Origin of the sequence: Bacillus sp. FSL W8-0640 (genome assembly GCF_038007725.1) — a bacterium.
Taxonomy (GTDB): Bacteria; Bacillota; Bacilli; order Bacillales; family Bacillaceae_G; genus Bacillus_A; species Bacillus_A cereus.
The window spans coordinates 4,029,526-4,042,976 of record NZ_JBBOXT010000001.1; the positions used below are offsets into that span (position 1 = coordinate 4,029,526).

A 13,451-nucleotide genomic window follows, 5' to 3' on the forward strand; every position below is an offset into this window, starting at 1 on the left:
ATATTTCATCATGTAGGTAGGAAAGAAACTGTTCCTCACCATTTCAAATAGTTAGGTAACAGATTGTTTCCTCCTTCATGACAGAGGAGGAACTACCGATGTTTAATTTACAAAGACAAGAAACAAAGCATGCTTATGAGCAAGATAGCATGAAAACAAATAACGAATTATTAGTGGAGGTTGCAACACAAGATGTAAGCTCTGCGTTAAAACTTTTAGAAACAACACAAGATGGATTATCTAAACAAGAAGCGTCTCGTAGACTTTCTTTATATGGTCCGAATGAAATAGCTCATAATAAAATGGCGCCGTGGTACATTCAATTTCTATTGGCATTTAAAAATCCATTTATTTTCGTTTTATTAGCTCTTGGAGCACTCTCCTTTTTCACAGATGATATGCAAGGAACGATTGTCGTATCTGTAATGGTCCTACTTAGTGCAACGATTCGGTTTTCCCAAGAATTTCGTTCTCAAAAAGCTGCCGATAAGTTAAAAGCTATGGTTCGAACAACTGCGAGCGTATTTAGAATAAATGGATTTGTACATGAAACAAAAAATGTAAAGAATTTAAACCGAAATTACACAACAGAAATTCCAATTGAGGAACTTGTACCTGGCGATATTATTTCCCTTTCAGCTGGTGATATCGTTCCAGCTGATGTGCGTGTTGTATCCGCTAAAGATTTATTTGTTAATCAATCTTCTTTGACAGGGGAAGCACTTCCTGTAGAAAAATACGAACACTGCTACCATACAGAAAATAAGCATATCTTACCGAAAAACATGAAAAAAAATTACAATCCACTCGATATGGAAAACCTTTGCTTCATGGGAACAAATATTGTAAGTGGCAGCGCAAAAGCTGTTGTCATCTCAACAAGTACCGATACGTATTTCGGCTCTTTAGCAAATAAGATAATTGGAAAGCGTGTAGAAACAAGCTTTGATAAAGGTGTAAACAAAGTAAGCTGGCTCTTAATTACATTCATGCTTATTATGGCACCTATTGTCCTTCTCATTAATGGATTCACAAAAGGAGATTGGCAAGAAGCTTTCTTCTTCGCTATTGCCGTTGCTGTTGGCCTTACACCTGAAATGTTACCAATGATTGTAACTGCTAATTTAGCTAAAGGTGCCGTTAACATGTCTAAACAAAAAGTAATTGTAAAACAGCTAAATTCTATTCAAAACTTAGGTGCTATGAACATTCTTTGTACAGATAAAACCGGAACTTTAACAGAAGATAAAGTGGTCCTTGTTCGTCACTTAGATCCCAAGGGAAATGAATGCAATCGCGTCTTGCAATTTGCCTATTTAAATAGTTTCTATCAAACTGGATTGAAAAATTTAATAGATAAAGCTGTTATTAAGCATACAGAGGAAAACAATAAATTTAATCCATCAGCTTTTCAAAAGCTAGATGAAATTCCATTCGATTTCGCCCGCCGGCGTATGTCAGTTATCGTAAAGGATATTTCAGGTGAACATACAATGGTTTGTAAAGGTGCCGTAGAAGAAATTTTATCAATTTGTAACTACACTGAAGTGGATGAAAAAGTCGTTTCACTCACCGAGGAAATACGTTCAAATGTCAAAAAACTAAGTGAGACACTAAATAGTGAAGGTATGCGGGTTATTGCTGTGGCTTATAAAAAAGATAGAAGAATAAATGATACAGAGTACGCAGTAAAAGACGAAACTGATATGATTCTCAGTGGATATATCGGCTTTTTAGATCCACCGAAACCATCTGCAGCAGCTGCAATTCAAGCATTACAAAAACATGGTGTACAAGTGAAAATTTTAACTGGCGATAACGAAATTGTTACAAGAAAGGTTTGTAAAGAAGTTGGATTAGATATCGGCGAACCAATCCTCGGTTACGAGATTGATTCTTTACCAGATAAAGCATTAGCAAAACTTGCTGAAGAAACGACTGTATTTGCGAAGCTTAATCCAATGCAAAAATCTCGTATTATACACGCATTACAAGGAAATGGACACACTGTAGGTTACATGGGAGACGGCATTAACGATGCTGTAGCATTACGTGAAGCTGATGTCGGAATATCTGTTAATACTGCTACTGATATTGCGAAAGAAGCTTCCGATATTATTCTACTCGAAAAAAGTTTAACTATATTAGAAGCAGGTATTTTAGAAGGACGTACTACATTCGGAAATATTTTAAAATATATTAAGATGACAGCTAGCTCTAACTTCGGTAATGTGTTTAGCGTGTTAGTAGCAAGTGCTTTCATTCCTTTTTTACCGATGCTTGCCATTCATCTTTTAATTCAAAACTTACTTTATGATATTTCACAACTTTCTATTCCATGGGACAAAATGGATAAAGAGTTTCTAGAAAAACCACGAAAATGGGATACTGCAAACTTACGAAGCTTCATTATTTGTATCGGCCCAATTAGTTCCGTATTTGATATTATCACATACGTAGTCATGTGGAATGTATTTGGTGCAAATACACCGAGCGAGCAATCATTATTCCAGTCCGGTTGGTTTGTCGTTGGATTGTTAACACAAACTTTAATTGTTCACATGATAAGAACACAAAAGATTCCATTTATTCAAAGCACTGCATCAACACCAGTCGTTTTATTAACCGCTCTTATTATGGCAATCGGGATTTATATTCCATTCTCACCACTTGGTGCAGCCGTTGGTTTGCAAGCATTGCCACTTAACTACTTCCCTTGGTTAGTAGGAATACTATTAGGCTACGCTTTTTTAACACAGTTCCTAAAAAAGCTTTATATTAAAAAGTTTCATAGCTGGTTGTAAAAATAAGAATGAGTGGGTATTCCCCGCTCATTCTAAAAAACATAACACATATTTATATATGGAGGTGACCATGATGGTATGGTACGACATTGTATTCAGATTAGTTATCGCAATTATTGTAGGAGCTTGCATTGGAATGGAAAGACAATGGAGACACCGAATGGCTGGGTTACGGACAAATGCTCTCGTATCACTTGGTGCCTGTATATTTGTTTTATTATCCGTCATGCTTGATCATGATGCTAGCCCATCCCGCATTGCTGCTCAAGTCGTTAGTGGCATTGGCTTTTTAGGGGGTGGCGTTATTATCCGCGATGGTTTTAGTATTAGAGGGCTAAATACGGCAGCTACTTTATGGTGTGCAGCTGCTGTCGGTACTCTTACAGGCGCCGGTTTCCTCGTTGCAGCTATATTAGGTGCAGCCGGCGTGTTACTAGCAAATATACTTCTTCGCCCAATTGCTCTTTTTATGAATAAAAAATCAAAAGAAGAATCACCAGAACAAACGAACTACTTACTTTCCCTTACTTGTTCAGAAGAACATGAAGCACATATTCGTTTTTTACTTATGCATATGGTAAGTACAGAAGGGCTCCGTTTAAAAGAATTGTATAGTGAAGATGTAGATTCTAATCAAAAAGTTTGTATACAGGCTACATTACATTGCAAGACAAATGCGGCTATCTTAATTGAAAAAATAGTAAGTAGAATGCTATTAGAGTCTGGCGTTACTGGAGCTGGATGGAAGACTTCTTTAAATTTAGAAGCGAGTTAAATAGGAAAGGTGTCATGATTTTACTACTTCATGACACCTTCTACATAAACTTATTTTCTAACTTTTGTTGAAACGACTTCTCTTGCTTACGTAGTAGTTGACTACCTCGTTGTAAAATCGGTGTTCCATACTTATCATTAATTTGATCAATGACAGCAAGTAGTGGCTCTTTTTTCGCATCCTCTTCAAATGAAAACAAATCTAATTGTTTCACCGATTCTGTCTTCCACTCTATTTCAGTAGCTGTAACACCTAGTAAACGAACGGAATCACCATCCCAATGTTGCTTCCATAAACGGGATGCTGCTTGAAAAATATCGCGTTCTTCCCAAATTGCATTTTTCAATTGCTTACTCCGTGTTACTGTTCGCCTATCATGGTATTTAATCATAATTTGAATATTATAGCTGACAAGGGTTCGCTTTTGTAATCTTTTACTCACTGATTTTGATAAACGTTCTAACATATCAAGCAATTCTTTCTCTTCATCCATATCCTTTGAAAAAGTCATCGAGTTACCGACACTTTTATGTTGGCCCATTTGACTCGGATCCACTTCCCTATCATCCGTACCTTTTGCACGCTTTTGTAAATCAATACCGTGCTTCCCAATTTTAGCGCGAATGATATGCTCGTCTCCCTTCGCTAACTGTTCAATTGTATGTATATGAATTTCATTTAATTTTTCAGCTGTTTTTTCTCCAATCCCATGCATTGCTTCAACTGGAAGTGGCCAAATCATTTCTGGAATATCACGTTTTCGAAGTACGGTAATACCGAGAGGTTTTTTCATATCAGAAGCTGTTTTTGCTAGGAAAAGATTTGGAGCAATTCCGATACTACACGGAAGCTGCAACTCTGTTAATAGTGCTTGTTGAATCATCTTTGCTATTTCAAGAGGCGAACCAAGTGCGTAGCAATCTGTAATATCTAAATATCCTTCATCTATTGAGACTGGTTGTATCTTTTCTGTAAAACGGGAAAGGACTTGAAACATTTGAAATGAAGCTTCGCGATATAATGTGAAATTAGGACGCCTTACAACTAATTGCGGGCATAACCTTTTCGCTTCCCAAAGGGGCATCGTCGTACGTATTCCGTATTCTCTCGCCTCATAACTACATGTTATAATAATTCCTTTTCTCTCTTTTTCATTTCCAGCAACCGCTAATGGCTTTCCTTGTAATGATGGATCATGAGCAATTTCAACAGATGCGAAAAAGCAATTCATATCTACATGTAAAATAACACGACCATTTTTCGGATACATTTCTCGCATAGTACTCACTCCCTAATCAGAACGTTCGTTCTTTCATTATATCAAATTTTGCACAATAGTTATAATAATTACTTGTTCTTTTTTATAATCGATATAAAGAGGATATATATGTGAAAGGGTCTGATTATGATGAGATCAACTAATAAAGTGAAACTTTAATCAGCCCTCACCTAAATTCTTTACTTTCGCTGAATTTTGAGGTGGGGGGCTTACTGTCCGGCAAATAGCGGGATAAACTCAATTATACATTCCTTGTAGTTATATTAATCATTGCAATTAATTATTTACTACTTCCGATTTTCAATATGAATACGTTAGGATTATTCCTTCGTCTAGTACATGTAGCAACAACGTATATACTTCCATAGGTTTTCTTATATTGGCTTATACGTCTTGTCAAAGTAATCGAATCAAAATAAAAAGCGTGTAAATCACAATTGATTTACACGCTTTTTCTATTCCATTACTTCGCTACTTCTTCAATAATTGCAACAACTAATTCTGCTGTTTTTGCTAATTCTTCAACAGGAATCTTCTCGTTTGTTGTATGAATTTCTTCATAACCAACTGCTAAGTTAACTGTTGGGATACCATGTCCTGCAATTACGTTTGCATCACTTCCGCCACCACTTTGGTGAAGAGAAGGTGTACGACCAATTTTTTCAGCTGCACGTTTTGCAACTTCTACAACATGATCACCATCAGCAAATTTAAATCCTGGGTACATAACGTTTACTTCAACGTCTGCATGCCCGCCCATTTCTTTTGCAGTTGTTTCAAATGCTTCTTTCATTTTCGCAACTTGTGCTTCCATTTTCTCATTGATTAAAGAACGAGCTTCTGCAAAGATTTGTACATGATCGCAAACGATATTCGTTTGTGTACCACCTTCAAAACGTCCAATATTTGCAGTCGTTTCAGAGTCAATGCGACCAAGTGGCATCTTCGCAATTGCTTTCGCTGCGATAGTAATTGCAGATACACCTTTCTCCGGCGCTACACCAGCGTGAGCTGTTTTCCCGCGAATAATTGCGTTCACTTTCGCTTGTGTTGGAGCTGCAACAACGATTTCACCAACTTTTCCATCGCTATCTAATGCGTAGCCATATTTCGCTGTAATACGCTCACGGTCTAATGCTTTTGCACCAACAAGACCTGATTCTTCTCCGACTGTAATAATAAATTCAATTTTACCATGAGGGATATTTTTCTCTTTTAAAACACGGATTGCTTCGAACATTGATGCTAATCCAGCTTTATCATCCGCACCTAAAATTGTTGTACCATCTGATACGATATATCCATCTTTAATAGAAGGCTTAATTCCATTACCAGGAACTACTGTATCCATATGAGAAGTAAAGTAAATTGTATCAACACCATCTTTTGTTGCTGGTAAAGTACAAATTAAGTTACCTGCACCATGACCAGTTACAGCCATTGTGTCATCTTCAAATACTTCTACACCTAAATCTGTAAATTTCTTCGTTAATACTTTGCAGATTTCTGCTTCAAATTTCGTTTCAGAATCTACTTGTACTAATTCCATAAATTCATTTACTAAACGTTCTTGATTAATCATAAGACTGCGCCTCCTGCACTACCATTATGTATGTAACACTATTAATTATAACAGAATTTCGCAAAAGTTTCGAAATACAAGACAAAAAACAGATGGTTTACATGTCTAGATAACCATCTGCTTTCTATTACTCATTTAACAATACCCAGCGCATATGATCTTCCCACACGCCATTTACCATTAACATCTTCCTAGATACGCCTTCATATTGAAAACCTATCTTCGTTACTACTTGTATAGATGCTAAATTACGAGGCATAATCGGAGCTTCTATACGATGTAACTGAAATTCCCCAAAAGCAACTTGAATTGCTTTTCTAAGCGCTTCTGTCGTATACCCTTTGTTTAACTCTGCTTTATCTAATTTATAACTGAGTACACAAGATTGATAAATGCCACGAACGATTAAATTAAATGAAATACACCCAATTATTTTCGTATCATCACCCTTTTTAAAAATCCATAGTCTGATGATTTTCCCTTCTTCGAACTCTTTTCTATCCTTTTGCAACTTTTTCTTTTGATAATCTAGCGTAAAAAAATCATCCGGTCTATACTCTTCCCAAGCTTTTAAAAATTCACGATTTCTGTCGTAATATTGAAGAACTGTTTCAGCATACGACTCATCAATTTCCCTTAAGTATAAACGATCTGTTTCGTATATTTTCATCATCGTATCTCCATTCTTCAGCTTGCCCAACTAAAAATTAACAATATACCCTTTTACTATATTCTCTACACACTCTCAAATTTCCTGTTATATTTTGCAATCCCCTCCCGAATTTTGTCCTCACTCTCCCCTTGTCCATAATTTCATTTCTCGTTACAATGAAATTGTACTGATTTGCAAGGAGGTATAACGATGCATAAAAAAGCTCAAAAAGTTATGGTTTATGTGATGCTAATTTCTATGCTTGTAACAACATTACTTGCTGGCGCGAGTATGTTTTGGTAAAAAGGGCGATGTGTTCGTCCTTTTTTTACTTTTTACACATAACAAAATAAACCATCTCGACATCGAGATGGTTTATTTTATATAAAACACAATCGCTACAATACTAAAGGAAAATGACATTACAAGCGCTATTACAAAACTTGTATATTGTTTCTGCTGAAATGCCCCAATAACAAAAGTGAGATTAAGTAATGCCATACATACAATCGCTACAAGATAAGAACATATATTAAAAGTTGCCAATATGAATGTAATAACAAATAGAAATCCCATAAAAAACTGCATATACGAAAGTTTTGGATTCAAGTACATATGAGCAACCCCTTTATCTAATTTTATCTTTCTATACTCTCATTAACGCACGGTTATGTACACATGTCAAGACAACTTATTATAATAGAAAAAGCCAACCTTTTCGTTGGCTTTTTCATATGCAACGGCTCCTTTTTCTTTTGCCAATTGCTGAAATGATTTTTTCGATTTCACAATCCATACTTTCGTTCCAATTGGAATGCGATCAAACAAATATTCCACATCGTTTTTCTTCATTCTTATACACCCTTGTGAAATATACTTTCCAATTGAACTCGGTTGGTTTGTTCCATGTATTCCATATTTACTTCCATCAGTTCCTCTTGCATTAAATCCAATCCACCTTGACCCAAGTGGATTTTTTGGCGATCCACCTGGAATATCCTTCGCAATGTAATACGGATCCTTTGCTTTCATTACAACATCAAAATTTCCTTCTGGAGTTAATTCATTCGTTTTCCCTGTCGCTACTGGAAAAATCTTTTGAATCTTTCCATCGTCAATGTAAGCTAATTTATTCGTTGCTTTATTTACAATAATAAAAGGATCTCCGGCACGTGGATTATCCCCAAGAGGCCAAATCGGCGATAAAGAAAGACATAATATGATAGAGAGAAGATACGGCATAGATAATTCCTACCTTCTATATAAGTTCTTTTATATTATCCTTTCCCTTAAAGCGACTTTTAATGAGTAAATATTGTTCCATTTCATACACAAGTTGAACAAGTTTCGCACGTATCTCAAATTCTTCGCGTGTAGCTGGCAATGGCATGTCTCTAAATAATTCCCTCATTTCTTGAAGCTGCCTTAAGGAAATAACGCCAGTACTCTCAGGGCTAATAGCATTACCAATGTTTTCAACAACATCTGCAATCATGTCAGCTTGTTCATATGTCCACGATAAAGAAGCTGCTAGTGGTATCATTCGCTCTAAAATTTCGAATTGTTGCATACGCATATTAAAATAACGATAGTAATAATCATCTTCTCGCATAAATGCATTCTCAAGTTTTTTAAACGATAAATCTCTTGCTTCATTTAACATATTCTCGGTTTCAATGAGTTCTGCTCCACTCCAACTACTTTCTCGATTTCGTAAATACACAACCATTTCAAACAAAATCGTTTTAAAATTATTCTCTATTTTATCCTGATACTCTTTTAGCTTATTTTCACTACTCGGCATATACATATTTACTAATAACGCCACGCTAATCCCTATCGTTAATATAGCAATTTCATTTCCAACTATAAGCCATGTAATTTGCTTCAATGAATATAGATGCATAACAATAACTGAACTCGTGACAATACCTTCTTGAATTTTAAGCATTACTGCAGTCGGAATAAATGTAAGTAACAATATGCTAATTGCAAGTGGTGTATAGCCAATCGTTTCAAAAATACAAAACGCGAATGCCATTGATAATACACACGCTAGAAAACGATGTAACGACACTTGAAGTGATTTGCGCTTCGTATTTTGTACACATAAAATAACTAAAATGCCTGCTGAACTATAAAATTCTAACCCTAATAACTGAGCAATAAAAACTGCCGCACCTGTCCCTATTGCTGTTTTTACTGTACGATATCCAATTTTAAACATATCATTACTCCTATATGTATAAACGTATTTACAGCTAGTATAAAAAAAGGATGACACAATGTCATCCTTTTCTACTTATTATTCACATAACCTTTTCATATTACAATATTTTTTGTAAAAATTGTTGCGCACGTTCACTTTTCGGCGCTGCAAAAAATTCTTCTGGCGCACTATCTTCTACAAGCTTTCCTCCGTCCAAGAAAAGAACACGATCTGCCACTTCTTTTGCAAAGCCCATTTCATGTGTAACGATAGCCATCGTCATTCCTGTCGTAACTAACGATTTCATAACTTCTAACACTTCTTTCACCATCTCTGGATCTAGCGCCGATGTCGGTTCATCAAATAACATAACTTCCGGTTCCATCGCTAACGCTCTTGCAATTGCTACACGTTGCTTTTGTCCTCCCGAAAGACGATTTGGATACGTATCTTTTTTATCTACTAATCCAACCTTTTCTAAAAGTTTCTCAGCTTTCTTTTCAGCTTCTTGCTTCGTTACCCCTTTTACATTGATAGGAGCATACGTAATATTTTCTAATACAGTCATATGAGGAAATAAGTGAAAATGTTGAAATACCATACCGACATTTTCACGAACATGCATAACATTCGTTTTCGGATTCGTTACTTCTTCCGTCCCAATCCAAATGTGACCATCCGTTGGTGCTTCTAACATATTCATACAACGTAAAAATGTTGATTTTCCTGATCCAGAAGGCCCTATAATTGCGACTACTTCCCCTTTTTCAATTGTTGTTGTAATTCCTTTTAATACTTCGTTTTTACCAAATGATTTATGAAGGTTTTCAATTTTAATCACTTTTCTTCATTCTCCCTTCAATTGCCTTCCCGACTAATGTAAGAATAATGACTAACATATAATAAATCAGTCCAACAAAAAGTAATGGTTCAAGATATTTAAATGTCTCACCGCCTACAATGTAAGCACGACGCATTAAATCAGTCGCGCCTATTACTGTTACTACAGCCGATTCTTTCGTAAGTGTCGCAAATTCGTTCACAAGCGCTGGTAATATATTTTTTAATGCTTGAGGGAAAATAATATTTCTCATCATTTTTCCGTACGGTATCCCTAAAGCCATTGCTGCTTCTGTTTGTCCTTTATCAACCGCTTGAATACCAGCACGAATTACTTCTGACATGTATGCACCTGAATTCAAGCTAAATGCAAGTACAGCAGCTAAGAATGCTGGTATTTCATAACCAATTATTTGTGGGACGCCGAAATAAATAATCATTAATTGCAATACAAGGGGTGTACCACGAAAAATTGATGTATAAAAATCTGCTGCTATATTTAATGCTCGTATTCTAGCAATTTTACAAAGTGCTAATAGCGTTCCTAAAATAAATCCTGCTAAAGCTGATACTGCTACAATTTTCAAAGTAACTTCTAAACCTTTTAGTATATATGGTATCGAAGGCGTAATCGCCGAAAAATCTAAGTTCATTCTTTTCATTCCCCTCACAGAAAAGTGAAAGGCAGCTTATTTTCCGCTGCCAAACCATTTCTTCACTAATTTATCCATTTCTCCATTTTCTTGCATTTTTTTAATTACTTTATTAAATTCAGCTGTTTTATCACTGTTTTTCGGAAGGGCAATTGCTGCTCCAACTTCTTCTGGTGCTTCTTTAATTTCAATTCCTTGTAAATCTTTCATTTTCTCTAAATAATTTTTAGCAACTGTATCTTCTATAATTGCAGCGTCAAAACGACCAGCTTTAATTTCTTGTACGATTTCTGGTATACGGTCACGTCCCTCAACTTGGAAATCTACTTGTTTTTTAAATTCTGAAGCTTTCTCTTCTTGAATAGACCCTGTTTGTACCCCTACTTTTTTCCCTTTTAAATCCTCTACAGATTTAATGTTAGAATCCTTTTTAGAAACGACCATATTTTTCGCAACAAAATAAATATCTGTAAAATCAACATTATTTTTACGCTCTGCAGTTGGCGTCATACCTGCCATTACGAAATCAACTTTTCCTGAACTAAGAGATGCTAATAAACCACCAAAATCCATATCTTTCACTTTCACTTCATACCCAAGTTCTTTTCCGATATATTTAGCAACATCAACATCAAAGCCAATAATTTCATCGCTCTTTGACGCATCTACATATTCATAAGGTTTATAATCTGCTGAAGTTCCCATTACGAGTACTTTTTTATTTCCTTTTGTTTCTTTCGATTCCTCATTACTACAAGCGCTGAATATACTTACAATTAAAATAAGTGCAAACGATATTGATACTAACTTCTTCATCTTTCTTCCCCCTAATAATGTATATTTAAAAGTTTAATAGAATATTTATTCGATGTTTGTATTGTATCAGCACTTTTATTTTTATGCAATATATAAAATAAAAATAAATAACGAAACAATATAAACGCTGTTTGTTATGTATAAAATGATGCATAAAACAACATAACTATGCATATCTCAGAAATTTTAATAATAAATAAAAAAGGCGGCACATCCACTTGATTGTGGACGTGCCGCCTTTTCTCTTATTTTTTATAGTTCTTCACAATTCTCTTCGAAATATGATTGTAGTTTCGCAATAACTTGCATCGGTTCATGACCTTCAATTTCATGACGCTCTACCATCGTTACAATTTTTCCATCTTTTAATAAAGCAAATGATGGAGAAGAAGGTGGGTACCCTTCGAAATATTCACGCGCTCTTGCTGTCGCTTCTTTATCTTGACCTGCAAACACCGTTACAAGGTGGTTAGGACGTTTATCATAATGTACGGAATGCGCAGCAGCAGGACGAGCAATACCACCTGCACAACCACATACAGAGTTTACCATTACAAGTGTTGTTCCATTTCTTTTAAACGCTTCTTCTACCGCTTCCGGCGTCGTCAATTCTGTATATCCAGCAGAGACAATCTCTTCACGCGCTTGGCGGACAACATCATTCATAAAAAAGTTAAAATTAATCACTCTTTTCCCTCCTCTAAAACTACCTATTTGTATCTTACCAGTTAATGTTTATGAAATACAAGTAAGTTTACTTGTATTTAAGTATAGAAAAGGTGTTAGAGCTCTTGCTCTAACACCTTTTCTTTAATGACCACGATGTTTTTGCTTTGCTTTTTGTACTTTCATTAAACGTCTTCTTTCTTTTTCAGCTTCTCGCTTCTCTTTAGACTGCAGTTTCTTTTCTTGTTTATGCAATTCATAAGATAAACTAATCGCCTCTTGCGCCTTAGTAAAACGTTTAATAGTTGTTTCTTTTGCTGCTTGTCGTATGATACGCTTTATGTTTTTAGGACGCTGTTTTTCTTTAACTTCTACACCACATTTTGCAAAGTGCTGAAAATGCTCTAAAAGTGAACCATTCACAAACATAAGCACTTCTTCATCTGACGGTTCCGCCCCAAAAATATACCTCGCCCCATACAATTTCCCTTTTTCTTTACATGTAATGATTCCAACAAAAAATTGGCCATCGTGATATACTGTCAAATCCATTGACAGCCCCTCCTTTAAAAGATTAGAAATACGGGACATCCCGGAGGGGAAGGTTACTGACATGAAATCATGCGTCTGGACTACCAACCAGAGCTGTGTTTTTGTATTTCTTTCACTATTATTATATCTTCTTTTCCATAATCTTCATATATTCAGCAATCATTTTTTTATGCGATCCTACAATATAGTCAGGTAGTTCTGTTACTGAAAAGAATTTAAGCTGAACTGCTTCTTCTTTATTCATAACAAAATCCCCTTCGTATTCATCCGTATAATAGGCGGTTGTTACAGATTGAAATTCATCACCGTTTTCTAATTTTGTAAAGTAGTTCGCTCCAGAAAATACATTGATTAGTCGCAAGTTCTTCACTTTTATTCCTGTCTCTTCATATACTTCACGATAAGCTGTTTCTTCTGGTGATTCACTAAGCTCCATTAGCCCGCCAGGTAGCCCCCATTTTCCGTACGGCTCTGTCCGCTGCTGCAATAAAACATATCCATTTTCATTTATAACGAGTACAACAGCACCAACTAAAATTAAAGGGCGATGACCAACTATTTTTCGTAATTCTTCTACATATCCCACCGTATCGCCTCCTTTTTCGTTGTCCACACTATTGTAT

The 13,451-nt window shown here is 35.6% G+C and carries 15 protein-coding genes; 3 read left to right on the forward strand and 12 right to left on the reverse strand.

The annotated features are described in order from the left end of the window. The first annotated feature begins 98 nt into the window (after positions 1-98). Together mgtA and N2V80_RS20735 are read left to right on the forward strand one after the other, a co-directional pair. Positions 99-2,804, forward strand: coding sequence for a magnesium-translocating P-type ATPase (gene mgtA / locus N2V80_RS20730; RefSeq protein WP_061654459.1), 2,706 nt, complete (start codon positions 99-101; stop codon positions 2,802-2,804). Positions 2,805-2,877: 73 nt separating this feature from the next. Then, positions 2,878-3,579, forward strand: coding sequence for an MgtC/SapB family protein (locus N2V80_RS20735; RefSeq protein WP_000262341.1), 702 nt, complete (start codon positions 2,878-2,880; stop codon positions 3,577-3,579). 40 nt (positions 3,580-3,619) lie between these two features. Here N2V80_RS20735 and N2V80_RS20740 read toward each other — a convergent pair whose 3' ends face one another. The 3 genes from N2V80_RS20740 to N2V80_RS20750 all read right to left on the reverse strand — a co-directional run bounded on the left by N2V80_RS20740 (position 3,620) and on the right by N2V80_RS20750 (position 7,113). Next, the gene (locus tag N2V80_RS20740) at positions 3,620-4,858 is read right to left on the reverse strand and encodes a DNA polymerase IV (protein ID WP_001208856.1); all 1,239 of its coding nucleotides are present in this window, start codon (positions 4,856-4,858) and stop codon (positions 3,620-3,622) included. Between the two features lie 463 nt (positions 4,859-5,321). Then, positions 5,322-6,440, reverse strand: coding sequence for a tripeptidase T (locus N2V80_RS20745; protein ID WP_000609803.1), 1,119 nt, complete (start codon positions 6,438-6,440; stop codon positions 5,322-5,324). Between the two features lie 127 nt (positions 6,441-6,567). Continuing rightward, on the reverse strand, positions 6,568-7,113 hold the full coding sequence (locus N2V80_RS20750) for a GNAT family N-acetyltransferase (protein WP_001987197.1): 546 nt from the start codon (positions 7,111-7,113) through the stop codon (positions 6,568-6,570). A 189-nt stretch (positions 7,114-7,302) separates the two neighbouring features. Here N2V80_RS20750 and prli42 point away from each other — a divergent pair, with 189 nt between their 5' ends. Beyond that, a complete protein-coding gene (prli42, locus tag N2V80_RS20755) occupies positions 7,303-7,395 on the forward strand; it encodes a stressosome-associated protein Prli42 (protein ID WP_000549040.1) in 93 nt (30 codons plus the stop codon). Positions 7,396-7,467: 72 nt separating this feature from the next. Here the strand turns inward: prli42 and N2V80_RS20760 are convergent, their stop codons facing one another. The 9 genes from N2V80_RS20760 to N2V80_RS20800 all read right to left on the reverse strand — a co-directional run bounded on the left by N2V80_RS20760 (position 7,468) and on the right by N2V80_RS20800 (position 13,414). Further along, entirely contained in the window at positions 7,468-7,707 is a 240-nt protein-coding gene (locus N2V80_RS20760) for a DUF3894 domain-containing protein (protein ID WP_000281167.1), read from the reverse strand. 66 nt (positions 7,708-7,773) lie between these two features. Continuing rightward, on the reverse strand, positions 7,774-8,334 hold the full coding sequence (locus tag N2V80_RS20765) for a L,D-transpeptidase (RefSeq protein ID WP_001146562.1): 561 nt from the start codon (positions 8,332-8,334) through the stop codon (positions 7,774-7,776). A 16-nt stretch (positions 8,335-8,350) separates the two neighbouring features. Next, a complete protein-coding gene (locus N2V80_RS20770) occupies positions 8,351-9,319 on the reverse strand; it encodes an aromatic acid exporter family protein (RefSeq protein WP_000472665.1) in 969 nt (322 codons plus the stop codon). 100 nt (positions 9,320-9,419) lie between these two features. Further along, a complete protein-coding gene (locus N2V80_RS20775) occupies positions 9,420-10,142 on the reverse strand; it encodes an amino acid ABC transporter ATP-binding protein (RefSeq protein ID WP_000590202.1) in 723 nt (240 codons plus the stop codon). Next, positions 10,135-10,794: an amino acid ABC transporter permease gene (locus N2V80_RS20780; RefSeq protein ID WP_001046915.1), complete on the reverse strand. Its 660-nt coding sequence runs from the start codon at positions 10,792-10,794 to the stop codon at positions 10,135-10,137. Before N2V80_RS20780 ends, N2V80_RS20775 begins: the two co-directional genes overlap by 8 nt. Positions 10,795-10,830: 36 nt before the next feature. Continuing rightward, positions 10,831-11,610 (reverse strand): transporter substrate-binding domain-containing protein, encoded by a 780-nt coding sequence (locus N2V80_RS20785; protein WP_000737665.1) that lies wholly within the window; start codon positions 11,608-11,610, stop codon positions 10,831-10,833. A gap of 252 nt (positions 11,611-11,862) precedes the next feature. After that, a complete protein-coding gene (locus N2V80_RS20790; protein ID WP_001979317.1) occupies positions 11,863-12,276 on the reverse strand; it encodes a BrxA/BrxB family bacilliredoxin in 414 nt (137 codons plus the stop codon). Positions 12,277-12,420: 144 nt separating this feature from the next. Next, entirely contained in the window at positions 12,421-12,828 is a 408-nt protein-coding gene (locus N2V80_RS20795) for a YjdF family protein (protein ID WP_000366585.1), read from the reverse strand. A gap of 121 nt (positions 12,829-12,949) precedes the next feature. Continuing rightward, complete coding sequence (locus N2V80_RS20800; RefSeq protein WP_000542555.1) at positions 12,950-13,414, reverse strand: NUDIX hydrolase; 465 nt, start codon at positions 13,412-13,414, stop codon at positions 12,950-12,952. Positions 13,415-13,451 lie beyond the last annotated feature (37 nt).

Coding starts and splice junctions, on each gene's coding strand:
- N2V80_RS20790 (WP_001979317.1), bottom strand. CDS start 12,276: ATGAATGATGTTGTCCGCCAAGCGCGTGAAGAGATTGTCTCTGCTGGA.
- N2V80_RS20780 (WP_001046915.1), bottom strand. CDS start 10,794: ATGAACTTAGATTTTTCGGCGATTACGCCTTCGATACCATATATACTA.
- N2V80_RS20750 (WP_001987197.1), bottom strand. CDS start 7,113: ATGATGAAAATATACGAAACAGATCGTTTATACTTAAGGGAAATTGAT.
- N2V80_RS20765 (WP_001146562.1), bottom strand. CDS start 8,334: ATGCCGTATCTTCTCTCTATCATATTATGTCTTTCTTTATCGCCGATT.
- prli42 (WP_000549040.1), top strand. CDS start 7,303: ATGCATAAAAAAGCTCAAAAAGTTATGGTTTATGTGATGCTAATTTCT.
- N2V80_RS20740 (WP_001208856.1), bottom strand. CDS start 4,858: ATGCGAGAAATGTATCCGAAAAATGGTCGTGTTATTTTACATGTAGAT.
- N2V80_RS20770 (WP_000472665.1), bottom strand. CDS start 9,319: ATGTTTAAAATTGGATATCGTACAGTAAAAACAGCAATAGGGACAGGT.
- N2V80_RS20760 (WP_000281167.1), bottom strand. CDS start 7,707: ATGTACTTGAATCCAAAACTTTCGTATATGCAGTTTTTTATGGGATTT.
- N2V80_RS20785 (WP_000737665.1), bottom strand. CDS start 11,610: ATGAAGAAGTTAGTATCAATATCGTTTGCACTTATTTTAATTGTAAGT.
- N2V80_RS20795 (WP_000366585.1), bottom strand. CDS start 12,828: ATGGATTTGACAGTATATCACGATGGCCAATTTTTTGTTGGAATCATT.
- mgtA (WP_061654459.1), top strand. CDS start 99: ATGTTTAATTTACAAAGACAAGAAACAAAGCATGCTTATGAGCAAGAT.
- N2V80_RS20735 (WP_000262341.1), top strand. CDS start 2,878: ATGGTATGGTACGACATTGTATTCAGATTAGTTATCGCAATTATTGTA.
- N2V80_RS20745 (WP_000609803.1), bottom strand. CDS start 6,440: ATGATTAATCAAGAACGTTTAGTAAATGAATTTATGGAATTAGTACAA.